A 26,418-nucleotide genomic window follows, 5' to 3' on the forward strand; every position below is an offset into this window, starting at 1 on the left:
GTCTACTCCTCCGTGAGGACGCCGTCGGTGATGCGCACCCGGCGTCCGGCCCGGTCGCTCACCTCGGTCTCGTGGGTGATGACGACGATGGTCATCCCTTGGGCGCGCAGGTCGTCGAACAGGTCGAGCACGGCGCCGGTGTTCCTGCTGTCGAGGTTGCCGGTGGGCTCGTCGCACAGCAGCAGCGACGGTTCGCCCAGCAGGGCGCGGGCGATGGCGGCGCGCTGCCGTTCGCCGCCGGACAGCCGGCCGGGCAGGAAGCCCACCCGGTGCGACAGGCCCACCCGCTCCAGGGCCCGCGTCGCGCGCTCCCGCCGTCCGGCGCGCGGGGTCCTGCCGTAGACCTCGGCCAGCATGACGTTCTCCAGGACGCTGCGGTGCGGCAGCAGGTGGAAGGACTGGAAGACGAAACCGATCCGGCTGCCCCGGACGGCGGTCCGCGCGCCGTCCTTGAGCGTGGTGGTCTCGATGCCGTCGAGCCGGTAGCTGCCGCGGGTCGGCCGGTCGAGCAAACCCAGGGTGTTGAGCAGGGTCGACTTCCCCGACCCGGACGGGCCGACGACGGCCACGTAGTCCGACCGCTCGACCCGCAGGTCGACGGCGGCCAGCGCCCGGACGGGCGGATCGGCGGGGAACTCCTTGGTCAGCTCCTGGAGCAGGATGACGGGCTCAGCCACTGTTGACCACCACCCGCTCGCCCGGCCCGAGGTCGCCGGTCACCTCCACGGCGCCGTCGGCGGACAGGCCGGTGCGCACCTCGACCTCCTTGGTCCGGCCGGGCGCGGTCTCCACCTGCACCCTGGCCCTGCCGTCCGCCGCCGTGACGACCGCCGCGACGGGGACCACGAGCACCTTCCGGCCGGTGGCGCCGATGGTGACGCGGACCGTGACGGGCCCGCCGGCCAGCTTGCGCAGCCCCTTCATCGAGTCGGGCGTGACCGTCACCGGCACGGCCCCCTGCGTGTCGCGCCCCGCGACGGCTGTCACCGTGCCCGGGACGGTCGCGCCGGACTCGGTCTCGATGCTCGCCTCCAGACCCGCCTTCACCCGCTCGGCCTCGGCCGCGTCCACCGAGCCGGACACCACGAAGGCGGAGTCGGTGACCGTGGCGACCGCCTGGTCCACCGGCTCGCCCGCCTTGACGGACGGCTTGTGCAGGCGGGCGGGCAGCCTGGGCAGGAAGACGACCTCTCCCGGCGGCACGGTGGTGCCGTAGGTCCGGGAGAACTCGGCCAGCAGCGCTTGGGCCGCCGCCAGGTCGCTGCGCGCGTTGGCGACCTTCAGCTCGGCGGGGGAGAGCTGCCTGGCCTGCCTGAGCGCCTGCTCGGCGGTGGCCAGGGCCTCTCGCGCCGTCCGTACGGCCTTCTCCAGGTCGGTCAGCCGCTTCGCGCGCGCCGCGCCGGCCTCCTCCCGTACGCGGTCCAGCGCCGACCGGGCGGCGGCCAGGTCCGCGCGGGCGTTGGCGACCCGGAGTTCGAGCAGACGGGTGTCGGCCGGGGCCGGGGGTGTTCCGACGGCGGTTGTCGTCGGCGTCGCCGTGGGCGCCGCCGTGGGTGTCGCCCCGGCCTGGGTGAGCTCCTGCTGCGCCGCCAGCAGTTTCTCCTCGGCGGCCCGCACGGCGCTCTCGGCGGCCTCCACCCTGGCCTCGTCCTCGGCGGTGTGCTCCTGCGCCCGCGCGCTCTTCAGCGCCTGTTCCGCCTCCCGCAGGTCGCGGCGGGCGCCGGTCACCCGCAGCTTCAGCGGGAGCACGTCCCTGCCCTGGTCGAGGGCCTTGGTCTCGGTCACGAGCACTTCCCGCGCGGTCCGTACGGCCCGCGTCAGCTCGTCGCGCCGCTGCCGCAGTTCCAGGGTGGGCTGCTGGGCCTCGTAGCCGCGCCCGGCGTAGAGGCGCGACACGGCGGCGACGGTCGCCGCGTCGAACACGCCGGTCACGGGCACGCGGTGACCGAGCCGGCGCAGCGCCTTCTGCAACTGCCGGACGTCGTCCCCCTCGGCGCCGGGGACGAGGCCGCGGTGCATCGGCACCCGCCCGGCGAAGACGAACACCGGCCGGCCGTTCACCTCCATCAGCACCGTGCCCTCCACGAGCGTCCCCCGCCGCGGGGCTCGGGTGGCGCGCTGGACGGTCTCGCTCCCGCCCACCACCCCGGCCAGCGTCACCGGACGGGGAGAGCCATACTCCAGCGTGCCGCTGACGACGACGGTGGCGACCAGTTCCCGCCGCTCGACCTCGACGGTGACCAGCGACGGCACGGGCGGTCTGCGCGCCGCCGCCTCGTCGGCCGGGGAGCGCAGCAGGGTGCCCACCCCCCAGCCGGTCCCGGCGACCACCAGGACTCCGCTCAGCACGAGCAGCAGCTTGCCGCGAGGAGTGCGCATCACCGCTCTTGGAACCCGTACTTCACCCGGGCCTCGTTGGTGAGCCGCCGTTGCAGGGGGACGAAGGCCGCGTAGAAGTCCTTGCCGCACTCCAGGTCGACCAGCGCCGACCTGATCTCCTTGGCCAGGTAAGGCCGGGCCACTGCGGCCGTGACCTTGCCCGCCTTTCCGAGCCGGTCGGCCTGCTCGGCCCACAGCATCATCCCGCGCGCGCTCAGCGCCAGCGGCCGGGCGGAGGCCACCCGCTCGCCCTTCGACTTCAGGCACTCGGCGAACGGCCCGGCCAGCTCCACCAGCTTCTGATCGCCGTCGAGCATCTTGTCGATGTTCTCGATCTCGGTGCTCATCTGGTCCTGGTAGTCGGCGAGCGAGGTGACCTTCAGGCCGTTCACCTGCCGCAGGGCGTCGACGCGGCACTCGTTCATGGTCTTGAGGTAGGCGTCCCGGCGGGCGCCGGAGAGCCCGTCGATCGTCGCCTGGTTGGGGTCCGGCGCCCGCGTCTCGCGCGGCTTGGGATAGACGATGGCGGAGAAGACGCCGAAGCCGTTCCTGCTACGCTCGGCCTTGATCGCGTCGTAATCGGCGGGTTCGGCGTCGGGCGCCTTCGGCCGGCTGACCGAGGGCGTGTACGCGAACCCCTTCTGCTTCATGCAGGTGGCGAGGACGGTCTCCCGCTCACGGACCTTGTCCGCCCCGGCGCCGCCCCCGCCGGGCGCCGGGGCCGCCTCTCCCGCCGGAGCCCCTCCGCAGCCGGTCAGCACCGCCAGACCGAGCAGACCGAGCCGACCGCACACCAGCACACGCATCAAGGGCTCCTTCGAGGTGGGGACGCGCCGCCCTTCGCGACGCCTCGGCCACTTTGGAGCCCTTATCCGTCCGCCCGGCCTTGGCCGGGTATCACCGGGCGCTCGGCCGTGTATCGGCCGCGTATCAACGCCCCTAGGTTGACATCAACCCCCACGAGATCGGAGAGAAGTCGTGCCACGACACGTTCTCACCGGCGCCCCGGGCGCCGGGAAGACGGCCGTCCTGCGCCTGCTGGAGGTCAACGGGCACACCGTCGTCGAGGAGGCGGCGACGGACGTCATAGCCCTCGGCGAAGCGCTCGGCCGTGAGGAGCCCTGGCGCGAGCCCGCCTTCGTCGACGAGGTCGTCACGCTCCAGCGGCGACGCCAGGAATCCGTGCCCGCGGGCGAGGCGGCCGTCTTCTTCGACCGCTCGCCGGTCTGCACGCTGGCGCTGAGCCGCTACCTAGGGTTCCCCACGTCGCCGCTGCTCGCCCGCGAGGTCGAGCGGGTGGTGGCGCGGGGCACGTACGACGGGAAGGTGTTCTTCGTCCGCAACCAGGGGTTCGTCCGCGCCACCTCCGCCAGGCGGATCAGCTACGCGGACTCGCTGGACTTCGAGCGCCTGCACGAGCGGACCTACTGCGACCTCGGGTTCGACCTCGTCGAGATCCCCGCCGCGCCGCTGGCCGACCGGGTCGCGCTGGTCGAGCGCGACGCGGGGGTCAGCCCACCCGGCCGCTCTTGACCAGCGCCCAGCACAGCGAGGCGAACGCCCCGGTGCTGGTGATCGTGCGGACCAGGTTGTAGGCCGACCACTTGGCCTCGTCGAACGCGCGGCGCACGGCGGCCAGGTCGGCGATCCGGTCCGGGTCGCCGGCCGCCTTGATGGCGTCGTTGAGCGGCACGTTCACGGCCACCGTGAGCACGAAGGCGATCAGGTAGAGCACCAGCGCGACGATGATCCACGGCAGCACCGCGCGCACGCCCTGGCCGAGGTGCAGCGCCGCCGCCAGGCCCGTGAAGAACAGCGCGCCGATGAAGCTGAGCATGAACCAGGGATTGAGGATCGCCCGGTCGATGGCCTGGAACGCCCCGACGAACGTGCGGTCGTCCGTCGCGCCGAGGCCACGCATGATGGTGTGCGTGTAGAGCCCGAAGACGCCCGCCGCGAGCCCCATCGCCATGGTCGCCACGATGAGCACGACGGTGCGCAGAACCGACATCAGTGTTTCCCCCTACTCGTCCCGCGCCCGACCTCCCGGACGCGCGAGGACAAGTCAACGCCAGAGCGGGGGAGCGCGGCCATGGCCGAGACTCTCCCGCCCATACGCCAGGATCCAGGCCGTCCCGGGCGCGGGCGCGCGGTCACGACGCGGACGCATTCCGGCGCGCGGTGATCATAGCGAAGGACAGATACGCGCCCTGATCGGCCTCCAGCATGGCGATCGTCGCCGTCTCCCGCCGGGCGCGCGCCCACAGCAGCCAGTCGTGCCAGCCGCCGTCCTGCAGGCGCGCGGACGTCACCGTGACCAGCTCGGTGACCTCCCACTGGAAGCGCCACCACTCGGCGGTGTGCCAGGCGATCGCCTCCCAGCCGACCAGGGCCTTGACGTGGGCGGGGATGTGCCCGAGGTCGCGGACCTCGCGGGTCATGCCGGGCGTGGCGACGCCGAGCTGCCCGCCGGGCTTCACGAACCGGACGAGGTAGGGCAGGTAGGAGTCGGCGGTGCCGAAGTACTCGAAGGCGTCCACGCTCACGATCGCGTCGAAGGACTCCTTCTCGAACGGCAGCGCGTGCGCCTCCGCCCGTACGGCCCGGACGCGGCCGGCGACGCCCGCCTCGGCGAAGACGGCCGCCGCCCGCTCGGGCGCGACCCACAGGTCGGCGGCCACGACCTCCACCCCGAACTCGCGGGCCAGGAAGACCGAGGTGGCGCCCAGGCCCGAGCCCAGGTCGAGCACCCGCATGCCGGGTCTCAGGTCGAGGTCGCGGGCGAGGTCCTCCAGCAGCCACAGCGGATGGGGGCCCATGTCCAGCCCGAGCACCCATTCCGGGTCGTACTTCGAGGAGAGCGGATAGACGTCGGGACGTACGAGGTCCTGGATCGCTGACACAGCGGGTCATCCCACCACGAAGGCTCCACCCGTTCAACCGGTTATTGCGTCACCTGGTGAGGTGCGACAGCAGGGCTCCAGCGGCCGGGTTGGCGGGGACGGGGGCGCGGCCGGCCAGCACGACCGTCCTGGCCGGATCGGGCTGGCGGATCCGCACGGTGGGCAGCCCCTCCCCTTCGGCCACCCGCCGCGGGACGATCGCCACGCCGATCCCGGCGCGCACCAGGTCGACCAGCATCCGGATCTGGGTGACCTCGCAGGTGATCTGCCGGTGCAGCCCGCACCCGGCGGCCAGCCGGCGCACCGCGGTCTCCAGCCCGGTGCCGGCCTTGAAGTCGACGAACGGCTCCTCCGTCAGCTCCGACAGCAGCGCCCGCTCGGCCCCGGCCAGCCGGTGGCCGGGCGAGGTCATCAGCACCAGCTCCTCCTCCCAGGAGGAGAACACGGCCAGGCCCGCCGGCAGGTCGGCGCCGTCGAGCGCCAGATAGGCGAGGTCGAGCTCGCGGGCGAGCAGGGCGTCGAGCAGCCCGGCCACCGGGGCGTCGCGGACCGAGATCTGGATGCCGGGCCACAGGCGGTGGAAGGCGGCCAGCTCGGCGGGCAGGTCGACGCTGGTGAGCGTCTGGATGGTGCCGATCGCCACCCGGCCGGTGGTCAGCCCGGACACGGCGGACACGGCGTCGGTGGCCGCCGCGGCGTCGGCCAGCAGCGCCCGCGCGGCCGGCAGGAAGGCGTGACCGGCCGGGGTGAGGACCGGCCGCCGCCCGGTGCGCTCGAACAGGTCGGCGCCGAGCTCGCGTTCGAGCTTGCGGACGGACGTGCTGAGCGCCGACTGGACGATCAGCTCGGCCCTGGCGGCGGCGGTGAAGCTGCCGTGCGTGGTGACGGCGACGAAGTGGCGGAGCTGGCGCAGTTCCATCCATCTACATTAGCGATGGCAGCCAGCGAGACGATGTGTTGGATGGATCGGTGCGCGCGGGGACATCCTGGTCGGCATGGAACGACACGTACCCGCCCTGTGGTCGGCCGCCTATGGCTCGCGCCGGCCCGTCCCGGTCCGGCTCGCGGGGCTCGGGCTGCTGAAGGTGCTCGACTTCGTCCGGATGCTCGCCCTGGCCGACCACCGGACGTTCGTCTCGCACTGACGGGCCGTCAGCCCGCGTTCTCGCGGTGCCGCAGGAGGAGCAGCGCGATGTCGTCGGTGTGCGGGGCGTGGTCGAGCAGGGTCCCGGCGACCTGCTGGAGCTGCTCGCGCGGGGCGCTGGTCAGGTACGCCGCCAGCCCCCCGATGGCCTCGTCCAGGTCCACGCCCGGCGCCTCGACCAGCCCGTCGGTGTAGAGGGCCAGGACGGCGCCCGGCGGGAACGGCACCTCCACCGTGGCGTACTCGGCGTCGGCGTCGATGCCGAGCAGCAGGCCCGCGGGGATGTCGATGATCTCGGCCGGCATGTTGGGCGGGCGCAGCAGCGGCAGGGGATGCCCGGCGTTGGCCGCGCGCAGCGTGCGCAGGCGCAGGTCGAAGTAGATGAGCAGGCAGCTCGTGAACAGGTCGGTGTCCAGGTCCATGAGCAGCCGGTTGGTGTGCTGGAGGACGTCGCCGGGGCTGGCGCCGACGGCGGCGTGGGCGTGGATGGCGGTGCGCACCTGGCCCATGAGCGCGGCGGCCGTCATGTTGTGTCCCTGGACGTCCCCGATGACGGCGGCGGCGGTGGTCTCGTTGAGGCGGATCAGGTCGTAGAAGTCGCCCCCGATGCCGACGCCGCGGGTGGCGGGCACGTACCGGGCGGCCACCTCCAGGCCCGGCATGTCGGGCAGGCTGCCGGGCAGCAGCGAGGTCTGCAGGCTGTGGGCCAGCCGGTCCTTGGTGTCGTAGAGGAGCGCGCGGTCCAGGGCCTGGCCCATCAGCCCGGCCAGCGTGGTCAGCGTCGCGCGCTGCTCGTCGGTGAACGGCCGCGGATGGTCGAAGGCCAGCAGGCAGACGCCGAAGGTGTCGTCGGCGACGGTCAGCGGCAGGAAGGCCCAGGCGGACATGCCGTCGTCCTGGGCGGTGTCGGGAAAGGCCCGGCGCAGCTCGGCCCGGTCGGCGAAGAAGGCCGGCTCGCCCGTGCGGACGACCTGCTCGGCAGGGCTGGGCGCGGCCAGCGTCTGACCGTCGAACCGGTCCAGGATCTCCGGGACGTAGCCGTGCGAGCCGACGATCCTCATCCGGCCGCTCTCCGCCCTCATGATCGTCATCGCCCGCGCCTTGAACACCGGCATGACGTGGTCGGCGATGAGATCGACGACCTCCCGGACGTTCAGGGCCCGGGTCATCGCCGAGGCCATGTGCAGGAAGTTGTAGAAGACGTCGGTCCTCGGCAGCCCGGACTGGCCCGGCGCCCTGGCGCGCGAGGGCCGCCGCGCGGGCAGGTCGGCCTCCGAGGGCGTGATGCGCAGGCTCAGGCCGGTCGGGTCCGGGTGCAGGACGAACTCCAGCTCGTGCCCGTCCGGCCGGCGCGCGGTGCAGGAGGCGACCTGCTGGCCCACCACCGCCGCGCGGCAGCGGTCCTGGAACGCCGGGTCCTTCAGCCACGTCGCCGTCTCCCACAGCGGCGTGCCCAGCAGCTCGGAGACGGTGGTGCCGAGCAGGTCGGCGGCGGCGGGGCTGGCGAAGGTGACGACGCCGTCCAGGTCGAGCGCGACGGAGCCGTCACGCAGCCGCTCCAGGTAGCCGGCCGCGGCCACGGCCTCGTACGGGTCGGGCATCGGCGGCGGCACCGGGGTCAGCACGCGCGGCTCGCCCCCCGGACACACCGGGTACCCGCTGTCGGCGGCCTGCTCCAGGACGGCGGTCATGCGTTCGCTCGTGGCCTCGATCACCTCCAGCTCCGGCCCGCTCAGCTCGGACGGCCGCCCCTCCGGCCAGAGCAGGATCCACGAGCCCCACATGCGCGAGTCGCTGTGCAAAGGCGCGGAGGCCGAGGCGAAGACGTACGGGAAGGCCAGGGCCGTGCCCGGGAAGCGGCCGGCCAGCTCCTGCGCGGTCGGCACCCAGACCAGCCGCCCCTGCCGCACGGCCGCGGCCACGGGCGCCCCGGCGTCCAGCCTGACGGTGGTCCACGGCTTGACGAGCTGCGTGGGCAGCCCGATCTCCGCCTCCATCACCAGGACCTGCGGGGAGCCCGTCAGCAGGTACAGCGCGCCGATGTGCGCGCCGGTGTCACGGGCGGCCTGGGCGAGCTCCTCGTCCAGCGCCGAGATGTACGGCAGGGTCCCCTCGTCGGCGTGGCCCCCCACGGACTACCTCGCTCCGTCCCGCGCTGACGTCGGCGCCGTGTCCCGTTGATCGCCCATAGGGACAACTGTAGATATCCGTATTGGGGGTGAAGGTCACCGTTGCTGGATTCTGGCGAAGTGGTGGGAGGAATATGAGCTTTGCGACGGCCGGATGCGGGCGGCGGTGCCGCTGAGGCAGATGGCCGGATTGTGACAAAGCGGCGGGGTTCTCGGTCCGTTGATCGCTGTCTACACTCCGGTTCGGATGCCAAGCCGCCCCGCCGTCGGGGAGGGGAGGCGTCCAGCTCGTCACCCACCGGGGAGGGTCATTGATCTCTCCGGCATGCGCGCGTGGGGGTGACATGACGTCTTCGGCCGGTCTGGCGGGTTCGTGCAGCTCAGCGGCCAGGAGGTCTTGTGTTGTCCCGTTCGTTCTCATCCCGTTTACGCCGGTTGACATCGGTAGCCGTCGGGCTCGGTGTCGTGATGGCCCTGAGCCCGGCCATGGCGAAGGCCACGCCGACCCCGCCCGCGAAATGGCGGTCCGTGCCGCTCACCGGCGCCGAGGTGGTCGAGGGCGCCAAGTCCCCCACAGGCAAGCTCGCCAAGAGCGACGCGGCGCTGCTGAAGGTCACCTCGCCGGCGCCCGTCAACATCATGGTCAAACTGGACTACGACTCCCTGGCCGCCTACCAGGGCGGGCTGACCGGGCTCCCGGCCACCAGCCCCGCCGTCACCGGCAAGTCCCTCGACACCAGAAGCGCCGAGGCCAAGAAGTACGGCACCCACATCCAGGACGTCGAGAACGCCTTCCTGGGCGAGCTGGCCAAGAAGGTCCCCGGAGCCGTCGTCGGCCAGCGCGTCCGGACCGTCTACGGGGGCATCGCGCTGCGCGTCCCGGGTGACCAGGTGGCCGACGTGCTGCGGCTGCCCGGCGCGGTCGCCGTCCAGGAGGACAAGCCGCAGCAGCTGCTGACCGACTCCAGTCCCGCGTTCATCGGCGCCGACACGATCTACGGCAAGCTCGGCGGCAGCTCCTCCTCGGGCAAGGGCGTGATCGTCGGCGTGCTCGACACCGGCGCCTGGCCCGAGCACCCCTCCTTCGCCGCCGCTCCCGGCCTGCCCGCCCCCGGGCCCACCAAGGACGGCACGCCCCGCGTGTGCAACTTCGGCGACAACCCGCTGACCCCGGCCAGCGACCCGTTCGCCTGCAACAACAAGCTGATCGGCGGGCAGCCGTTCATGGAGACCTACAACGCCGTCTACGGCGGCGAGGTCTACGGCGACAGCGCCCGCGACTCCAACGGCCACGGCACCCACACCGCCGGCACCTCCGCCGGCGGCCCGGTCGCCGACGCCGACCCGCTGGGCATCAGCCGCGGCCCCATCCACGGCATCGCCCCGGCCGCCGAGGTCTCGGTCTACAAGGTGTGCGGCGCGCAGGGCTGCTTCCCCTCCGACTCGGCGCAGGCCGTGGCGCGGGCCGTCCTGGACGGCGTACGCGTGATCAACTTCTCCGTCTCCGGCGGCAGCGACCCCTACAGCGACCCGGTCGAGCTGGCCTTCCTCGACGCCTACGCCGCCGGCGTGCTGGTCTCGGCCTCGGCCGGCAACTCCGGGCCCGGCGCCGGCACCACCGACCACCGCGGCCCCTGGGTGACCACCGTGGCCGCCTCCTCGCAGTCCCGGACCTACCAGTCCACAGTCACGCTGTCCGGCGGCGGCGCCACGGCGACGATCAAGGGCGCCTCCATCACCGCGGGCCTGGCCTCGCCGCTGCCCGTCGTCCTGGCCTCGGCGCCGCCGTACTCGCGCGCCGCGTGCGACGTCCCGGCGCCTCCCGGGATCTTCACCGGGAAGATCGTCGCCTGTGAGCGCACCCCCAACCGCGTGCTGAAGAGCTTCAACGTCCGGCAGGGCGGCGCGGCCGGGATGATCCTCTACAACACCGTCCCGTTCGACGTCTTCACCGACGCCCACTGGCTGCCGTCCGTGCACGTCGACAAGCCCGAGGCCGACACCCTGCTGGCCTTCGTCGCCGCCCACCCCGGCGCCACCGCCTCCTTCACGCAGGGCGCCAAGTCCACCTGGCAGGGCGACGCGATGGCGCACTTCTCCTCGCGCGGCCCCGGCGGCGACTTCCTCAAGCCGGACGTCACCGCACCCGGCCAGCACATCCTGGCGGGCATGACGCCGACCCCCGAGTCGCCGCTGGAAGGCCCGCCCGGCAACCTCTACCAGGTCATCTCCGGCACCTCGATGTCGGCGCCGCACGTGACGGGCTCGGCCGCGCTGGTCTTCGCCCTGCACCCCACCTGGACGCCCGGCCAGGTCAAGTCGGCCCTGGAGACCACGGCCAAGACCGCGGTCACCAAGCAGGACAGGACCACCCAGGCCGACCCGTTCGACATGGGCGGCGGGCGCATCGACCTGACCAAGGCCGGTGACCCCGGACTGACCCTGGACCAGGACGCCGCCGGCTTCGTCGCCTCGGCCACCGACCCGCTCAACCGGCTCGACCTCAACCTGCCCTCGGTGAACGCGCCCACCATGCCCGGCGTCATCACCGCCAAGCGCACCGTCACCAACACCACCGGCTCGTCGCTCACCTTCACCGCCTCCGGCACGACCGTGAACGGGGCCAGTGTCACCGTGCTGCCGCCGGTGTTCACCGTCGCGGCCGGCAAGAGCGTCAAGCTGAGCATCGTCATCACCGCGCCGGAACTGCCCGAGGGCCAGTACTTCGGCCAGGTCGACCTGAAGCAGGCCGGCGGCTCCCGCGCGCTGCACCTGCCGGTGGCCTTCTACCGCAAGCAGGGCTCGGTGCCGGTCGACCAGACCTGCGCCCCGGACACGATCGCCAGGAACACCGGCGAGTCCACCTGCACGGTCACCGTACGCAACACCACCTTCGAGGACGCCGAGGTCACCGCGCTCAGCACCCTCGACGCCCGCCTGCGCCTGAACAGCGTCACGGGCGCGACCAAGGTCGGCACCCAGATCGCCACCACCAAGGCGACGCTGGCCGCCACCCAGCCCGCCCGCCCGGCGATCGCGCCCGGCGCCGGACCGGCCGGCTACATCCCGCTGGACGCCTTCGGCGTCACGCCCACCCCGATCGGCGACGAGCAGGCGCTCAACTTCACCGTGCCCGCCTTCCAGTTCGCCGGACGCGCCTACACCAGGCTCGGCGTGACCTCCGACGGCTACAGCGTCGCGGGCGGGGCCACCGGGGGCGACGTCTCACCGACGCCGCAGACGCTGCCCGACCCGGCTCGGCCCAACGGCGTGCTCGCCCCCTACTGGACCGACCTCGACGGCACCGCCGCGCCGGGCGTCCTGGCCACGATCCTCACCGACGGGGTCAACGACTGGCTGGTGGTGGAGTGGCGGCTGAACCTCTACGGCACCACCGACCTGAAGGTGTTCCAGCAGTGGATCGGCCTCAACGGCGTGGAGGACATCAGCTACGCCTATGACCCGGGCAACCTGCCCGGCGCGCCGCCCGCCGTCTACGGCCTGACGGTCGGCGCCGAGAACGCCGAGGGCACCGCGGGCGCCCAGATCTCCGGGCCCCCCACCCAGGACCTGGTCGTCAGCAGCACGCCGGGGGCGCCCGGCGGCAGCCTGACGTACTCGATGAAGGTCAAGGGGGTCAGCGCGGGGGTCGGCAGGATCACGACCGCCACCTCGACCCCGCAGGTGAAGGGCATCACCGTCGAAGTGGACAAGATCACCGTCCAGTGATCCGCCGGTGGCCGCGGGGGGCGTAGGTCATCCGCGGCCACAGGGGCCTCACCGCGGGACGGCCGCGGTGGTCCAGGTCGGCGCCAAGTCGTTCCCAGGTCGTCGCCAAGGGCGTTCGCCGAGTATCGAAGACACCACCCGATCTCGGACGACTCTGACAGGAGACGGACATGTCGTCATCCACCACCGCGGTCCCCGCCGGCCGGGCGCTCAACTCGGCGCTGCTCGGCGGGGTCGGCGTACTGCTCGCCATGGACGTGATCGGCGCCCTCATGGCGGTCGCCGCCGGGCTGAACCCGACGTTCCTGGACGCCCTCGGCCCCCAGGCGCGGTTGTCCGCGCCGATCCCGATGATGGTCGCGCAGGTCGTGCTGGCTGTGGGGGCGACCCGGAGCCGCCGTGGCGTCGCGGTCCCGTCCGCCGTGCTGCTGGCGGTCGCGGGGGTGCTGGCCTTCGTGTCGGGGTTCTACGACGGCGGTTACGCCGCCGAGCTCACGGCCGGGCAGCGGATCTACCAGATCGCCCTGGTCTCGGCGCACCTCGCGGTGGCCGTCATGGCGGCGCTCAGGCTCGCCGGACTGCTCCGCCGGCCCGCGCGCGCCTCACGTCACTCCTAGTGGGCCGCCTCGTACTTCTCGACCACGGAGGCCGCGATCCGGCCGCGCTCGCTGACCGGCAGACCGTTGGACTTGGCCCACTGCCGGATCTCCGAAGACTTCTCCCGGCTCAACGCGCGGCTGCCGCCGACGGCCGCCCGGCGCCCGCGCCCACCGCGATCCACGCGAACAGGACGCGCCTTCACGATGAAGGGCGCCAGTGCTTTCCGCAGCGAGTCCGCCTTCTCCTCATGAAGGTCAATCTCGTAGCTGCTGCCATCGAGTGCAAAGACGACGGTCTCATGAGCCTCCCCACCGTCTACATCGTCGATGAGAATCTCTTGAATCTGCTTAGCCATGGTGGCACTCCATGCTCGATACGGTTGTTGCGTACTGTAGCGCTCTTCAGTAGCGTGCGGGCAACTTACCTCGGCCCGGCGCCGGTGAACGAGGAGAACTCGCCGGGCGCACCGACTGTCAAAGGCATTTCAAACGCGGCCCGCACCGCGTGTGCCCGGGCTGTCACGGAGGCCGCCTTGCGTTTCTCACCTGGGAATGACCATGTCACGTTCCTGGTCGCGGCACGGGCGGACGGGCAGGGTGCGCGGCGTGCCGCCGGGCGTGCGCACGCGGACGGGGGAGGGGCGGGAAGGCGGACGCCGCGGCGGCGCACATCTTATCGAAGATGAATTCAAAGGTGTGCTTCAATGTGTGCGCGCGGGTCCCGGGTGCGCGCCGCCGTCGCTTCCCGGCGGCGGCACACGGTTTTCCGGCGCCACGGCAGCAGTGGTCCGGCCGGGCCCTATGGCGTCAACTCCGGGCGGGCCGCAGAAGTGCAAGTGCGAATGGGACGGGCCCCGCCGCGTTCTGTCCCTTTATTTCCGGCGGATTTATCGGCGGCGGCGGCCGAACCACTCCGGCGACCCGCCGGGAGTTCCTGGCGGGACCGACCGGGTCCCGCGACAATGAGCCGATGGACTACCTCGACGCGGCGGACCCGCTGGCGGTGCGCGCGGCGGAGGCCGTGCGGCTCGGCGACCTCGACGGCGTACGGCGTCTGCTGGCCGGGCATCCCGAGCTGGCCCGCGTACGGCTGGGCGAGGCGGGCGGGGTGTCCCGCACCCTGCTGCACGTCCTCACCGACTGGCCCGGTCATGTGCCGAGCGGTCCGGCGCTCGTACGCGAGATGGTGGCGGCCGGGGCCGAGGTGGACGCCCGCTTCGCCGGCCCGCACGCCGAGACGCCGCTGATGTGGGCCGCGAGCTGCGACGACGTCCCCGTGCTCGACGCCCTGCTGGACGCCGGAGCCGACGTCGAGGCCACCGGCGCGGTGATCGGCGGCGGCACGGCGCTGTCGGACGCGTGCGCGTTCGCCCAATGGCACGCCGCCCGCCGCCTCGTCGAGCGCGGCGCGTCCGCCGAACTGTGGGAGGCCGCCGTCCTCGGGCTGATGGACCGGGTCGCGGCGGCGTTCGCGGCCGGGACGCCGTCACGCGCGGAGGTGACGCAGGGGTTGTGGGCGGCCTGCCACGGCGGGCAGCCGGAGGCCGCCGCGTTCCTCCTGGAGCGCGGCGGCGACCTCACCTGGGTGGGCTACGACGATCTCACCCCGCTGGACGCCGCCCGCCGCGCCGGAGCCGACGAGTTGGCATCCTGGCTCACGTCCCGCGGCGCCAAACCCGGCCCCCGCCACCCCGCCGACTGATTTCGCGCGGGCCCCCGCGCCGCGCCCCAGTCCGGTTCACGGTCTCCAGTGGGGTGCCCGAGTGACGGCCTAGGCGTCGTCGGCGGCGGTTTCGGTGGCGCGGGTGAGGAGGGCGCGGCGTTCCGGGGCGCTGTGGGCGACGGCGGCGGCCTGGCGGAACAGCGCCGCCGCGCGGGCCCGGTCGCCGTCACGGGCGACGAGGTCGGCCTCGGCGGCCAGGGCCAGCGGATGGCCGTCGAGCTCGGCGCGGGAGCGCTCCAGCAGCGCGAGCCCGGCCCGCGGCCCGTGGGCGTACCCGTGCGCGACCGCTCGGTTCAGCTCCACCACCGGTGTGGGGTGGAGCCGGGCCAGCTCGTCGTAGCAGCGGGCGATCCGCGACCAGTCCGTGCCGGGCAGCGAGGACGCCGTGGCGTGGCAGGCGGCGATGCGGGCCTGGAGCCCGTACGGGCCGTCGCCCTCGATCGCGGCCAGCAGGGCGAGCCCTTCGCCGATCGCGGCCCGGTCCCAGCGGGAGCGGTCCTGCCGGTCGAGGGGGACCAGGTCGCCGGCGGCGTCGCGGCGGGCGTCCCGGCGGGAGTGCTGCAGGAGGAACAGCGCCAGCAGCGCCGTCACCTCCTCCTGCTCCGGCATGAGCCGCCGGAGCAGCCGCGCCAGCCGGATCGCCTCCTCGGCGAACGCGGGCTCGCCGCCGGCGTCGTACCCCTGTGTGAACAGCACGTAGAGCACGGCCAGCACCCCCGGCAGCCGCTCGGCCAGCGCCGGCCCCCGCGGCACCCGGTACGGGATGCCCGCCTCGGCGATCTTCCGCTTGGCCCTGGTCAGCCGCCGGGTCATCGCCGACTCGGTGACCAGGAAGGCGCGGGCGAGATCGGCGGTCGGCACCCCGCAGATCGTCCGCAGGGTCAGCGCCACCCGCGACTCCAGCGCCAGCGCCGGATGGCAGCACGTGAAGACGAGCCGCAGCCGGTCGTCCACGACCTCCTCCTCCCGCCCGTCGCCGGGCCCGTCCTGGACGGTCAGGGCGAGCGCCGCCAGCTCGGCCAGCTTGCGGCGCTCCACCGAGACGCGGCGCAGCGCGTCGACGGCGCGGTTGCGCGCCACCGTCATGAGCCAGCCGCCCGGGTTGGACGGCACCCCTTCCTGCGGCCACCGCCGCACGGCCAGCGCCAGCGCCTCCTGCGCGCAGTCCTCGGCCAGCGTCCAGTCGCCGGTGACCCGGATCAGGGCGGCGACGATCCGCGGGTACGCCTCCGCCGCCGCCTCCTCCAGGTGTCGCCTCACTGCTCGAAATCGGCGAACGGCCGCAGCTCCAGCCGTCCGTGCCTGGCCATCGGGTGGGTGCGGGCGACCTCGACGGCCTCGTCCAGGTCGGCGCATTCGAGCAGGTCGAAGCCCACGATCACCTCTTTGGTCTCGGCGAACGGCCCGTCGGACAGGACCAGCTCGCCGCGCCGCACGCGCACGGTGGTCGCGGCCGACTGCGGCGCCAGCACCGCGCCGCGCACCCGCCGCCCGCGGGCGTCGTTCTCGGCCACCCACGCCTCGACGTCGGGCAGGTTCTCCTGGTCGGTGTCGGGCTCGGTGTCGGTGCAGACGAACATCATGTACTTCATCTTGCGCTCCTCGGTCGGACGGCGTTTCACCATGGTGACGAACGGGACCGACGGAACCGGACAACGTCCCGGGAAATTCTTTCCGGGCGGCGGGAGAAGCGTCAGGCGGACATGACGCGGCGCGCGTCCTGGAAAGCGGGACGGGGGTGGCTGCGCAGGTCCAGGGTCAGCAGCGAGCCGAGCGCGGTCTGCTCCAGGACGACCTCGTCGCAGAGCTGCTGGATGACCCACAGGCCGTACCCGTGGGAGGCGGTCGGGTCGAGGCGGGCCGCGGCCAGGTGCTCGTGGGTGAGCCGGCCGGCGAGGTCGAGGACCTCGACGATCATGCCGTCGGCGCCGGCGCGGGAGGTCACCATGCCCGTGCTGCCGCCGTGGTCCAGCACGTTGGTGACGGCCTCGTTGACCGCCACCACCAGGTCTTCGAGCCGGTCGCCGGACAGTCCGCAGTGGTGGCCGTGCGCGCGGATCAGATCCCTGATGAGGGCAAGGTCAGTGCTGATGGGGCACTGCAACTCGAACTGAAGGGTCATGATCGTCTCGTGTACGGGGTCGGGTGGGGTGGCGGGCCTTCCTCCAGCTTTCCCGTCGGCGGTCACTCAAACGTGTACCGTCGCGGTTCGCAAGTCGGCGGCATGACGGACGCAGGACCGGGTAGCGCCATAAGTGCAGAATCTTCCGGCACGCCCACGGTCCCGAGACGAACCCGGAGGCTGACGAATGCGGCATGGCGACGGCGACCAGAGCACGGGTATCGACCTTCGCAAGGGGAACGGGCAGATCACGGGAAGCGGGGGCGGCCTGGGCAGGGCCGCGCTGTGGCCGGCCTCGGTGCTGACCGCGGCGGTGACCGCCGACCTGCTGCGACGCCGGTTCACACCGGCCCGGCTGCGGCTGGCGGAGGCCGCGCACGAGCTGCTCGAACGTACGGGCGTGCGCCCCGCCAGGCCGCGCCTCACCGACCGGGAGCGGCTGGACCGGCAACTCCTGACCTGGCGCCAGGCCCATCCGGAGACCTCATGGCCCGGCGGCCGCATGGGCCCGGCCGGCACCGGCGGCGGCTGACCCAGCGGCCCGGGTCATCCCGGCTCCCCGGGGGCGGCCGCGGTGCGGCGGGCGGTCTCGGCGATCGCCTGGAGCGCGTCAGCTGCGGCTACGCCTGGCCCGCGTGCAGGTGGGAGCGCTCGCCGTCGTGGTCGAAGATGGTGAGGAGCTCCACCGGCCCCTCGTGGGCGCCGATGGCGTGCGGGGTCATGGTCGAGAACTCGGCCGCGTCGCCCGCCGGCACCAGGACGGTCCGCTCGCCCAGCAGCAGGCGGGCCGTCCCGGACAGGACGGTGAACCACTCGCGCCCCGGATGCACCTGGAGGTCGAGCGGACGGTCGGGGGTGATGCGCATCTTGGCGACCGTGACACCGTGCAGCGAACGCTCCCGGGACAGCAGCCACACGGTCATCCCCGGATGGTCGCAGGGGAGCGGCCGGATCACCACGTCCTCGTCCTCGGTGGACTCGACGAGCTGGTCGAGCGTCGTGCCGAGGGCCCGCGCGATGGGGACGAGCTGGTCGAGGGCGATCCGGCGGTGGCCGGTCTCGATGCGGCTCAGGTTGGACGGGCTCAGCCGGCACCGCGCGGCCAGGGCGTCGAGGGACCAGCCGCGGGCCAGCCGCAGGCCGCGGATGCGCCGGCGGACCACGGCGTCCAGGTCGACTTCTTGCGTCATGAGCAAGAGTGTATGTCTCATGCGCAGGAGAGCCTTACGGTGAAGGCATGCAAGGACACTCCCACCACTCTCACCATGGACACCATCACCACGGACCTCATCTCGGCGACGAGTCCCGGCTGGCGGACCTGCTCGACCTGGACGCCGACGTGCTCGGGACGTACCTGGACGAGCTGACCGCCTGGATCGCCGAACAGGCCGTACGGACGCCGCGGACGGTCGCCGACCTGGGCGCCGGCACCGGCACCGGCACGCTGGCCCTCGCCCGCCGGTTCCCCGACGCCGAGATCGTCGCGGTCGACCAGTCGCCGGTGATGCTCGACCGGCTGCGCTCGGCGGCGCTCGGCCAGGGGCTGGGGGAGCGGGTGCGCCTCGTCCGGGCCGACCTGGACGAGGCCCTGCCCCCGATCGGCGCGGCCGACCTGGTGTGGGCGGCCGCGTCGCTGCACCACGTCAAGGACCCGGCGCGGCTGCTCGGCGAGATCCACGCCGCGCTGGACCCCGGCGGGACGCTGGCGGTCGTCGAGATGGACGGCATGCCGCGCTTCCTGCCCGACGAGGCCGGGGCGGCGCTGGAGGCGCGCTGCCGGGCGGCGGTGGCGGCCACGGGCCCGGACCCGTACCCCGACTGGGGGCCGTTCCTGGAGGAGGCCGGGTTCGAGGTGGCCGCGCGGCGTGACTTCCCGATCGAGGTGAGTCCGGCGCCGCCGAACGCCGTCCGCTACGCGCAGGCCGTGCTGGGCGGTTACCGGTCGCGGCTCGACGGGGAGCTGGCCGCCGCCGACCTCGCGGCCCTCGACCGGCTGCTCTCCGCCGACTCCCCGGAGTCCCTCGGGCGCCGCGACCTCGTCGTACGCGGCACCCGGACCGCCTGGGCCGCCCGCCGCCCCTGACCCACCGCCCACCTGGCCCGCGGGCCCTGATCCGACGGCCGCCCTTCTGAGCCGCCGCCCCGCCCGAATGAGGGTGAGGTGCCCAGGTCCTGCCCGTCAGGCCGATACGTTGGGGTGCGTGACGACTGTTCCGTTTGGCACCCCCCAGGTCGTTCGTTCGGGGGCGTCCAGGCTCGCCTGGCTGGACGCCCTGCGCGGCATCGGCGCGCTCGCCGTCGTCGGCGAACACCTGACGACCTGGGCGATGCCCTGGCTGCGCCCGACCTTCTTCAACCTGGGCGTGTACGGCGTCCTGGTGTTCTTCCTGGTCAGCGGCTACATCATCCCGTCGTCACTGGAACGGCACGGCGACGTGCGCGCCTTCTGGATCGGCCGCGCCTTCCGCCTCTACCCGCTCTACCTCGCCGTCATCGCCGTGGTCCTGGCCCTGTCCTGGTGGATCCCGGTACGCGCGGAAGTGCCCAGGGACGCCTCCTCGGCCGCGGCGCACGCCACGATGCTGCTGGACGTCGTCGGCGTCGCCGGGGTCATGAACACGATGTGGACGCTCTCCTACGAGATGGTCTTCTACCTGATGGTCACCGCCCTGTTCGTGACCGGCGTACGCGACCGGCGCGGCCTGGTCGCCGTCGCCTTCGGCGTGACCGCGGTCGTGGCCGGCCTGGCGCTGAGCGCGGCGCCGCTGACCGGCGGCTGGCTGGCTTGGGTGTCGTTCGCGGTGTTCGCCGCCGGGCTGGCGTGTCTCCTCTCCGGACGGCTGCGCAACACGGCGGCGTGCGCGCTCGGCGTCATGGCCCTGGTCCTGCTGCTGCTGAGCAGCCGCGTCCCCTGGTTCGGGGCGGCGATCCTCGCGGTCATGTTCACCGGCACGGCGATCCGCCGCTGGGAAGGCGGCCAGGGCTCCCTGTGGCCGGTGGCCCTGGCCGGGTCGCTGGTGACGGTCGCCCCCTTCTGGGCGCTCAGCGCCGGATGGTGGTGGGTGCAGCCGGACGTGTGGGGCACGACCCTCGCCCTGGCGGGGCTCACGTTCGCGGCCGGTCTGGCCTGGCGGGGCCGTCGGGTGCCCGCCGTGCTCACCTGGCTCGGGCTGATGAGCTACTCCCTCTACCTGGTGCACCTGCCGGTGCTCATCGTGCTGATGGAGGTGGCGGGGGAGATGCGCTGGTCGCCGCTCCCCCTCCAGATCGGCGTCAGCGTGCTCTTCCTGGCCGTCGTGCTGCCGGGCAGCCGGCTGACCTACCGCTTCCTCGAACGCCCGATGCAGCGGCTCGGCCGCCGCCTGACCGCTCAATAGGCCCTACCGGCGCGGGTCCAGGACGAGCTTGCCGGTCGTGCGCCGCTCCCGCAGCTCCGCGTGCACCTGCCGCACCTCCGACATCGGACGGTCCCCGCCGGAGACCACCCGCAGCTCGCCCGCGGTCACCCGCGCCGCCAGCTCCGCGTACGCCCCGGCCAGGACGTCGAACCGGTCGAAGGCGTTGAGCAGCCAGAAGCCGCTGACGGTCGCCGAGCGGGGCTGGAGGGCGCGCGGCGAGACCGGCTGAGGCTCGACACCGCCCGCCATCCCGTAGAAGGCGAGCCGGCCGAACGGCGCCAGCGCCGCCAGGCTCTGGTCGGTGACCCGGCCGCCGGTCATCTCCAGGACCACGTCCACGGGCTCGCCGCCGTTGGCCGCGCGCAGCTCCGCGGTGAGGTCGTCGGCGGCCGGATCGACGGCGGCGTCCGCGCCCAGCGACAGGGCCAGCTCCCGCTTGGCGGGCGTGCTCGCCGTGGCGATCACCCGGCCGGCCCCCGCCGCCTTGGCGAGCTGCACCGCCAGCGAGCCGACGCCGCCCGCCGCCGCGTGCACGACCACGCTCTCCCCGGCCTGGACGCGACCGGTGTGACGGACCAGCCACCACGCGGTCAGCCCCTGGGCCAGCAGGGCCACCGCCGCGACGTCGTCGAGATCCTCAGGCACCGTGAAGGCGCTCGCCTCCGGGATCGCCGCCCTCTCGGCGTACCCGCCCCGCTGCACCAGGGCGGCCAGGCGGCGGCCGTCGGCGGTCCTGCCGACGACCTCGCCGCCCGGGATCACCGGCAGCGTGGTCGCGGCCAGGTAGGCGTTCTCGCGCATCAGCGTGTCGGCGAAGTTCACGCCGCAGCGCGAGACGTCCACGACGACCTGGCCCGGGCCGGGCCGCGGCTCCTCCACCTCACGGACGCGCACGACCTCGGGACCGCCGAACTCGGTGATCTGCACGGCTCGCATGACAACTCCTATGGCATCTGGTTCCAATTGGTACTCGGTACCATAAGGGACGGAGTCCAGAAGCGCTAGACTGGGCGCGTGACCCAGCCCTCCCTGCGCGCCCGCAAGCGACAGCGAGCCCGTGACGAGATCATCGAGGCCGCCTACCGGCTCTTCGCCGAGCGCGGCTACGACGAGGTGACGGTCGCCGACATCGCCGAGCGCGCCGAGGTGGGCCGCACCACGTTCTTCCGCTACTTCGGCGACAAGCAGGAGGTCCTCTTCGCGGGGGAACAGGACTGGCTCGACGACCTGGCCGCCCACCACCGCGACCTGCGCGGCGACGGCCCGCCCGGCCTGCCCGAGGCGCTCGCCCAGGTGCGCGAGCTGACCCTCGCCCTGTGCGCCAGGGCCACCCTCGACCCCGGCCGCCACGTCCTGCGCGAACGGCTGATCGCCGACCACCCCGAGCTCGGCGACCGTACGGCGCGCAAGCAGCGCCGCTTCGCCGAGACGATGGCCGAGATCCTGCGCGAGCACGGCGCCTCCGCCGAGACGGCGGCCCTGGCCCCGCAGCTCGCGCTGGCCTGCTACACCGCCGGCCGCGCGGTCGCCGGCGACGACCCGGCGGCGCTGACCCCGAGCGTGGCCGCGGCCTTCGACCGCCTCGGCCTCCTCCCACCCACCGCCTGACCTGCCGCCTGAGCCCGCACCCCCTGACCCGGCCCCCGACCCTGGCGCCGGGCCCCGTTCAGAGCCCCGCTCAGTGCCCCGCTCAGTGCACGTGCACGCCGATCAGGCAGGTGTCGTCGTCGGTGTCGGAGTTGCAGTGGGTGAGCAGGTCGTCGAGCCGGTGGTCGAGGGTCGTGGCCGTACGCGAGGCGACGGCCAGCAGCCGGTCCTGGGCGTGGCGCAGGTTGTGGTCGCGGCGCTCGATCAGGCCGTCGGTGTAGAGCAGCAGCGTGTCGTCGGCCTCCAGCTGGAGCCGCCCCTCCTCGTAGGCGGCGTCGGCGAACGCGCCCAGCAGCGGGCCCTTGACCATCGGCAGCTCGGTGCCCCGCGAACCGCGCAGCAGGATCGGCGGCAGGTGCCCGGCCCGGCCCCAGCGCAGGACGCGGGTGGCGGGGTCGTACAGGCCGCAGATCGCGGTCGCGGTCATGCGGTCGGCGAGGTGGCGGGCGACCAGGTTGAGCCAGCTCAGCAGCCGGGCCGGGCCCGCGCCGGTGGTGGCCAGGCCGCGCAGGGCGTTGCGCAGCACCACCATCCCCGTGGCGGCCTCGACGCCGTGCCCGGCCACGTCGCCCACCGACAGCAGGATGCACCCGGACGGCAGGACGACCGCGTCGTACCAGTCGCCGCCGACCAGGTCCTCCTTCTGCGCCGGACGGTAGCGCACCGCGATGCGCAGCCCGAAGGAGTCCATGCGGCCGTGCGAGGGCGGCATGATGGCGTGCTGGAGCTGCAGGGCCAGCCGGTTGCGGGCGGCGGACTGGCGTTCGGTGCGGGCCAGCCTGTCGCGGGTCACGGCCAGCGCGACCTCCGTCCAGTGTTGCGGCGAGACGTCCTGGTAGGCCCCCCGCAGCGCCGTCAGCCGGCCGTCCGGGGCGAACACCGGCTCGGCCACCACGCGCAGATGTCGGGCCACCCCGTCGGGGCGTTCGAGCCGGAACGCCGTCGCGGCCGGACGCCGGTGATGCAGCACCGTGCGCAGGAAGAGGCCCACGGCCACCTCGTCGTCGCGGTGCACGTGATCGCGCAGGCGTTCCAGCGGGACCGGCCGGGCGTCCGGCGGCAGGCCGTACAGGGAGAACATCTGGGCGTTCCACATGATCTCGCCGGTGAGGGCGTTCTCCTCGAAGCCGCCGATGCGGCCCAGGCGCTGGGCGTGCTCCAGCAGGCGGGCCTGGTCGTGGTCGCGCCGGACGAGCAGCACGCTCGCGCCGTGGCGGGTGATGCTCACCTCGGCCGTGGAGGTCGCGGTGAAGGGCACGTCGGCGGCGCGGAACGGCTCGCCGGTGGCGTGCACGTGCTCGATCCTGGCCAGCAGCTCCCCGGCCGCGAACGGGTACGCCTCCAGCAGCAACCCGCCCGCCCGCACCGCCGACGGCTCGTTGGCGTGATGGACGCGGAAGTCGGCGACGTGGCCCTGCGGGTCGAGCTGCGGCAGGAGGACGAGCGCCGGGTCGGACAGGGAGTCGGCCAGGGCGGCCAGCTCGGCCAGCTCGGCCCCGGCGCGCACCGTCGGGCCGGGGGAGTTGAGGGTGAGGGCGCACAGGTCGGCCAGCGCCTCGATCTGGCGTTCCATCCTGGGCGTGGCCTGCGGAGGATCGTCCGGCCAGCAGATCTCCAGGACGCCGAGCACCCGCCCGCCCAGCCGGGCCACGGCGGTGACGCGGCCGCCGGTGAGCTGGTGACGGCCGATCGACGCCGGCCCTGGCGTGGTGTGCCACAGCGTGCGGCGCTCGACCAGCGTGCTGGTGGCGGGCGTGATCAGCCCCGGCGGGACCTGCCGCCAGAGCCCGGCCTCTTCGGCGCTGAAACCGGCCTGCCCGGCCAGCGTGAGCGAGCTGTCCGGCCCGGCCGCCCACACCGCGACCGCCGTCGCGCCGATCGGCAGCAGGGCCGTCTCCAGCACGGCGTGGGCCGCCGCCTGCGCGTCCGTGGCGCCCAGCGCGGCGCTCTCGGCCGTCCGCAGCCGCACGGCCGCCCCCGCCTGCCCGGCGGGCGGCTCCGGAGCGCCGTCGAGCTCGTCGGCGCCGGTCAGCGAGACGTCGGCGATGGGGTCGCCGGCGGCCCGGTTGACGACGTCGGCCGCCAGCTCGGCCGGCGACCGCCCGGTCCGGGCCGCGAGCGTGGCGAGCTGGTCGGCGGCCTGCGCCGGGGCGCAGCGCAGGCGCTCGACCAGGATGCCCTTCGCCAGCTCGACCAGCGCGCGGTCGTCGGCCGCGCGGCGGACCTCGTGCAGCTCGGCGCGCAGGCGTTCGACGGTCGCGGCCAGCTTGGCCAGGCCCGTCTCCTCGGCTGAACTCCCCATGGCGCGACTCCTCACCGGGTCAGGCCGGATCCATCCAGTGCTGGATGCGTTCGATCAGTTGGTCGGCGTCGACCGGTTTGGTCACGTAGTCGCTGGCCCCGGCCGCCAGCGACTTCTCCTGATCGCCCGGCATGGCCTTGGCCGTGACCGCGATGATCGGCAGGTCGGCGTAGCCGGGCATCCCGCGGATCGTCTCGATCGCCGTGTAGCCATCCATCTCGGGCATCATCACGTCCATCAGGATCAGGTCCGTCTCCGGGTGGGCGACGAGCGTGTCGATGCCCTTACGGCCGTTGTCGGCGTGCAGCACGTCGATGCCGTGGATCTCCAGCATGCTGGTCAGCGCGAACAGGTTGCGCGCGTCGTCGTCCACCACCAGGACCGTGCGCCCGGACAGCGTGTCGTCGATCTCCCGGCCCGACGCCGCCCCCACCGACCTGGACCTGGCCAGCGGCAGCACGTCGCCGGGCTGGTCGGCGGTCAGGTGCAGGGCGATGCGCTCGCGCAGCTCGTCGAGGCTGGACAGCAGCTCCAGCGGCCGGTCGCCGATCCGCGCCTCCTGCAAGGGGCTGGAGCGCCAGTTGTTGTACGCCAGCACCGGCACGCCGTGCAGCCCAGGATCGCCGTCCATGGCCTCCAGCAGGCTGTAGGCGGCCAGGTCGGGCAGGTCGAGGTCGAGCACGACGCAGTGGCACGGCTCGGCGGCCAGCAGGCTCGCCGCCTCCTCCGCGCCCGCCGCCTCGACCACCTGGACGGTCCCGCCGAGCGGGTCGGGCGACCCGGCCAGGCCGTTCACCACGCTCTCGGCCACCAGCGACAACAGCCCGTGCGGGCGTCCCTCGATCACCAGCAGCCGCCGCGGCTGACCGGCCACCGGCGGGGCGACGGCCCCGGCGGGCGCGCCGCCCGTCGCGTGCCCCTCGGCGCCGGGCTGGGCGACCGGCAGGTAGAGGGTGAAGACGCTGCCCCGGCCGGGCGTGCTCTGGACGGTGATCGCGCCGCCGAGCAGGTAGGCGATCTCCCGGCTGATGGACAGGCCGAGGCCGGTGCCGCCGTACTTGCGGCTGGTGGTGCCGTCGGCCTGCTGGAACGCGCCGAAGATGGCTTCGAGCTGCTGTTCGGGGATGCCGACGCCGGTGTCCATGACGCGCAGCGCGATGGCGGGGGCGTGCGGGCGTACCGCGGCGGGCAGCTCGCCGTGCGCGGCCGGTTCGATGCGCAGGTCGACGCCTCCGGTCTCGGTGAACTTGACCGCGTTCGACAGCAGGTTGCGCAGCACCTGGCGCAGCCGCGAGTCGTCGGTGAGCAGGTCGGCGGGCACGCCCGGCGCCGTGGTGATCCGGAAGCCGAGGTTCTTCTGCGAGGTCATCGGCCGGAACGTGGCCTCGACGTAGTCGAGGAGCTGGCGCAGCGGCACCCGTTCGGGGTTGATGTCCATCTTGCCCGCCTCGACCTTGGACAGGTCGAGGATGTCGTTGATCAGCTGGAGCAGGTCCGAGCCCGCGGAGTGGATGATCTCGGCGTACTCGACCTGCTTGGGGGTCAGGTTGCGCGTGTGGTTCTGGGCCAGGAGCTGGGCCAGGATGAGCAGTGAGTTGAGCGGGGTGCGCAGCTCGTGGCTCATGTTCGCCAGGAACTCGCTCTTGTACGTCGAGGCCAGCGTGAGCTGGTGGGCGCGGTCCTCCAGCTCCTGCCGGGCCTGCTCGATCTCCAGGTTCTTGGTCTCGATGTCCTGGTTCTGGCGGGCCAGCAGCGTGGCCTTCTCCTCCAGCTCGGCGTTCGAGCGCTGGAGCTCCTCCTGCTGCTGCTGCAGCTCCTCCGACCGGGCCTGCAGCTCGACGGCCAGCCGCTGCGACTCCTTGAGCAGCTCGTCGGTGCGGGCGTTGGCCACGATCGTGTTGAGGTTGACGCCGATCGTCTCCATGAGCTGGTCGAGGAAGGCCCGGTGGACCGGCGTGAACGCCTGCACCGAGGCCAGCTCGATCACGCCGAGCACCTGCTCCTCGACCACGATCGGCAGCACGATCACCGAACTGGGGTCGGTCCGGCCGAGCCCCGAGGAGATCGTGATGTATCCGGGCGGGACGTCGGCCATGGTGATCGTCCTGCGGCTGCGGGCGGCCTGGCCGACCAGCGCCTCGCCGAGCCGGAACCTCGTGGGCCTGCCGGGGTCGGCCGGGTAGCCGTAGGCGCTGATGAGCTGGAGCTCGTTCTCCTCGGCCGAGAAGAACGCGCCGTACTGGGCGCCGACCAGCGGGGCCAGCTCGTTCATCACCAGCTCGGCCACGGCCGCCAGGTCGCGGTGTCCCTGCATGAGGCCGGACATACGGGCGAGGTTGGACT

Annotated in this window: 24 protein-coding genes; 9 read left to right on the top strand and 15 right to left on the bottom strand. The window is 73.3% G+C overall.

Annotation, left to right across the window (positions count from 1 at the left end):
- Window positions 1-2: 2 nt before the first annotated feature.
- Genes ABZ815_RS47820 through ABZ815_RS47830 form a run of 3 tightly spaced genes read right to left on the bottom strand, consistent with a single transcriptional unit; the run spans window position 3 to window position 3,185 of the window.
- Window positions 3-677: an ABC transporter ATP-binding protein gene (locus ABZ815_RS47820; RefSeq protein ID WP_357708701.1), complete on the bottom strand. Its 675-nt coding sequence runs from the start codon at window positions 675-677 to the stop codon at window positions 3-5.
- Entirely contained in the window at window positions 670-2,379 is a 1,710-nt protein-coding gene (locus ABZ815_RS47825) for a peptidoglycan-binding protein (protein WP_357708703.1), read from the bottom strand. Before ABZ815_RS47825 ends, ABZ815_RS47820 begins: the two co-directional genes overlap by 8 nt.
- A complete protein-coding gene (locus ABZ815_RS47830) occupies window positions 2,379-3,185 on the bottom strand; it encodes a hypothetical protein (protein ID WP_357708705.1) in 807 nt (268 codons plus the stop codon). Before ABZ815_RS47830 ends, ABZ815_RS47825 begins: the two co-directional genes overlap by 1 nt.
- 172 nt (window positions 3,186-3,357) lie before the next feature.
- Here ABZ815_RS47830 and ABZ815_RS47835 point away from each other — a divergent pair, with 172 nt between their 5' ends.
- Window positions 3,358-3,912, top strand: a complete 555-nt coding sequence (locus ABZ815_RS47835; RefSeq protein ID WP_357708707.1) for an AAA family ATPase — start codon at window positions 3,358-3,360, stop codon at window positions 3,910-3,912.
- On the opposite strand, the gene ABZ815_RS47840 is transcribed toward ABZ815_RS47835, so the two are convergent.
- The 3 genes from ABZ815_RS47840 to ABZ815_RS47850 all read right to left on the bottom strand — a co-directional run bounded on the left by ABZ815_RS47840 (window position 3,890) and on the right by ABZ815_RS47850 (window position 6,201).
- Window positions 3,890-4,390 (bottom strand): anthrone oxygenase family protein, encoded by a 501-nt coding sequence (locus ABZ815_RS47840; protein WP_357708709.1) that lies wholly within the window; start codon window positions 4,388-4,390, stop codon window positions 3,890-3,892. The two genes, ABZ815_RS47835 and ABZ815_RS47840, sit on opposite strands and share 23 nt — an antisense overlap.
- Before the next feature lie 142 nt (window positions 4,391-4,532).
- The gene (locus ABZ815_RS47845; RefSeq protein WP_357708711.1) at window positions 4,533-5,282 is read right to left on the bottom strand and encodes a methyltransferase domain-containing protein; all 750 of its coding nucleotides are present in this window, start codon (window positions 5,280-5,282) and stop codon (window positions 4,533-4,535) included.
- Window positions 5,283-5,331: 49 nt separating this feature from the next.
- A complete protein-coding gene (locus tag ABZ815_RS47850) occupies window positions 5,332-6,201 on the bottom strand; it encodes a LysR family transcriptional regulator (protein ID WP_357708714.1) in 870 nt (289 codons plus the stop codon).
- Window positions 6,202-6,277: 76 nt separating this feature from the next.
- Between ABZ815_RS47850 and ABZ815_RS47855 the strand changes: the two genes are divergently transcribed.
- Window positions 6,278-6,427: a hypothetical protein gene (locus ABZ815_RS47855; RefSeq protein WP_357708716.1), complete on the top strand. Its 150-nt coding sequence runs from the start codon at window positions 6,278-6,280 to the stop codon at window positions 6,425-6,427.
- A 7-nt stretch (window positions 6,428-6,434) separates the two neighbouring features.
- On the opposite strand, the gene ABZ815_RS47860 is transcribed toward ABZ815_RS47855, so the two are convergent.
- Window positions 6,435-8,558 carry a SpoIIE family protein phosphatase gene (locus tag ABZ815_RS47860; RefSeq protein WP_357708719.1) on the bottom strand — a complete coding sequence of 708 codons (2,124 nt, stop codon included), beginning with the start codon at window positions 8,556-8,558 and terminating at the stop codon, window positions 6,435-6,437.
- Between the two features lie 465 nt (window positions 8,559-9,023).
- On the opposite strand from ABZ815_RS47860, the gene ABZ815_RS47865 reads away from it, so the two are divergent.
- Complete coding sequence (locus tag ABZ815_RS47865) at window positions 9,024-12,284, top strand: S8 family serine peptidase (protein ID WP_357708758.1); 3,261 nt, start codon at window positions 9,024-9,026, stop codon at window positions 12,282-12,284.
- A 170-nt stretch (window positions 12,285-12,454) separates the two neighbouring features.
- Window positions 12,455-12,901, top strand: a complete 447-nt coding sequence (locus ABZ815_RS47870; RefSeq protein ID WP_357708721.1) for a hypothetical protein — start codon at window positions 12,455-12,457, stop codon at window positions 12,899-12,901.
- Here ABZ815_RS47870 and ABZ815_RS47875 read toward each other — a convergent pair.
- Complete coding sequence (locus ABZ815_RS47875) at window positions 12,898-13,239, bottom strand: Lsr2 family protein (protein WP_357708723.1); 342 nt, start codon at window positions 13,237-13,239, stop codon at window positions 12,898-12,900. The two genes, ABZ815_RS47870 and ABZ815_RS47875, sit on opposite strands and share 4 nt — an antisense overlap.
- Window positions 13,240-13,853: 614 nt before the next feature.
- On the opposite strand from ABZ815_RS47875, the gene ABZ815_RS47880 reads away from it, so the two are divergent.
- Window positions 13,854-14,585, top strand: coding sequence for an ankyrin repeat domain-containing protein (locus tag ABZ815_RS47880; RefSeq protein WP_357708726.1), 732 nt, complete (start codon window positions 13,854-13,856; stop codon window positions 14,583-14,585).
- Window positions 14,586-14,654: 69 nt separating this feature from the next.
- On the opposite strand, the gene ABZ815_RS47885 is transcribed toward ABZ815_RS47880, so the two are convergent.
- The 3 genes from ABZ815_RS47885 to ABZ815_RS47895 all read right to left on the bottom strand — a co-directional run bounded on the left by ABZ815_RS47885 (window position 14,655) and on the right by ABZ815_RS47895 (window position 16,728).
- Window positions 14,655-15,866 (bottom strand): sigma-70 family RNA polymerase sigma factor, encoded by a 1,212-nt coding sequence (locus tag ABZ815_RS47885; RefSeq protein ID WP_357708729.1) that lies wholly within the window; start codon window positions 15,864-15,866, stop codon window positions 14,655-14,657.
- Window positions 15,863-16,198, bottom strand: a complete 336-nt coding sequence (locus tag ABZ815_RS47890) for a YciI family protein (RefSeq protein ID WP_357708731.1) — start codon at window positions 16,196-16,198, stop codon at window positions 15,863-15,865. Before ABZ815_RS47890 ends, ABZ815_RS47885 begins: the two co-directional genes overlap by 4 nt.
- A gap of 101 nt (window positions 16,199-16,299) precedes the next feature.
- Entirely contained in the window at window positions 16,300-16,728 is a 429-nt protein-coding gene (locus ABZ815_RS47895; RefSeq protein ID WP_357708733.1) for an ATP-binding protein, read from the bottom strand.
- Between the two features lie 187 nt (window positions 16,729-16,915).
- Between ABZ815_RS47895 and ABZ815_RS47900 the strand changes: the two genes are divergently transcribed.
- A complete protein-coding gene (locus ABZ815_RS47900; protein WP_357708735.1) occupies window positions 16,916-17,260 on the top strand; it encodes a hypothetical protein in 345 nt (114 codons plus the stop codon).
- 88 nt (window positions 17,261-17,348) lie between these two features.
- Here ABZ815_RS47900 and ABZ815_RS47905 read toward each other — a convergent pair whose 3' ends face one another.
- On the bottom strand, window positions 17,349-17,918 hold the full coding sequence (locus ABZ815_RS47905) for a helix-turn-helix transcriptional regulator (protein WP_357708737.1): 570 nt from the start codon (window positions 17,916-17,918) through the stop codon (window positions 17,349-17,351).
- A gap of 47 nt (window positions 17,919-17,965) precedes the next feature.
- On the opposite strand from ABZ815_RS47905, the gene ABZ815_RS47910 reads away from it, so the two are divergent.
- Both ABZ815_RS47910 and ABZ815_RS47915 read left to right on the top strand, forming a co-directional pair.
- Window positions 17,966-18,811: a class I SAM-dependent methyltransferase gene (locus ABZ815_RS47910; protein WP_357708739.1), complete on the top strand. Its 846-nt coding sequence runs from the start codon at window positions 17,966-17,968 to the stop codon at window positions 18,809-18,811.
- 118 nt (window positions 18,812-18,929) lie between these two features.
- Window positions 18,930-20,105, top strand: coding sequence for an acyltransferase (locus ABZ815_RS47915; RefSeq protein ID WP_357708741.1), 1,176 nt, complete (start codon window positions 18,930-18,932; stop codon window positions 20,103-20,105).
- A 3-nt stretch (window positions 20,106-20,108) separates the two neighbouring features.
- On the opposite strand, the gene ABZ815_RS47920 is transcribed toward ABZ815_RS47915, so the two are convergent.
- On the bottom strand, window positions 20,109-21,062 hold the full coding sequence (locus tag ABZ815_RS47920) for a zinc-binding dehydrogenase (RefSeq protein ID WP_357708744.1): 954 nt from the start codon (window positions 21,060-21,062) through the stop codon (window positions 20,109-20,111).
- Between the two features lie 78 nt (window positions 21,063-21,140).
- Here ABZ815_RS47920 and ABZ815_RS47925 point away from each other — a divergent pair, with 78 nt between their 5' ends.
- Window positions 21,141-21,734 carry a helix-turn-helix domain-containing protein gene (locus tag ABZ815_RS47925; RefSeq protein ID WP_357708746.1) on the top strand — a complete coding sequence of 198 codons (594 nt, stop codon included), beginning with the start codon at window positions 21,141-21,143 and terminating at the stop codon, window positions 21,732-21,734.
- A gap of 82 nt (window positions 21,735-21,816) precedes the next feature.
- Here the strand turns inward: ABZ815_RS47925 and ABZ815_RS47930 are convergent, their stop codons facing one another.
- Together ABZ815_RS47930 and ABZ815_RS47935 are read right to left on the bottom strand one after the other, a co-directional pair.
- On the bottom strand, window positions 21,817-24,075 hold the full coding sequence (locus ABZ815_RS47930) for a SpoIIE family protein phosphatase (RefSeq protein WP_357708748.1): 2,259 nt from the start codon (window positions 24,073-24,075) through the stop codon (window positions 21,817-21,819).
- A 19-nt stretch (window positions 24,076-24,094) separates the two neighbouring features.
- Window positions 24,095-26,418: response regulator (locus tag ABZ815_RS47935; protein ID WP_357708750.1), on the bottom strand; the 2,324-nt coding region annotated here is incomplete at its 5' end.

The organism is Nonomuraea sp. NPDC047529 (genome assembly GCF_040642995.1).
In the GTDB taxonomy this organism is placed as follows: domain Bacteria; phylum Actinomycetota; class Actinomycetes; order Streptosporangiales; family Streptosporangiaceae; genus Nonomuraea.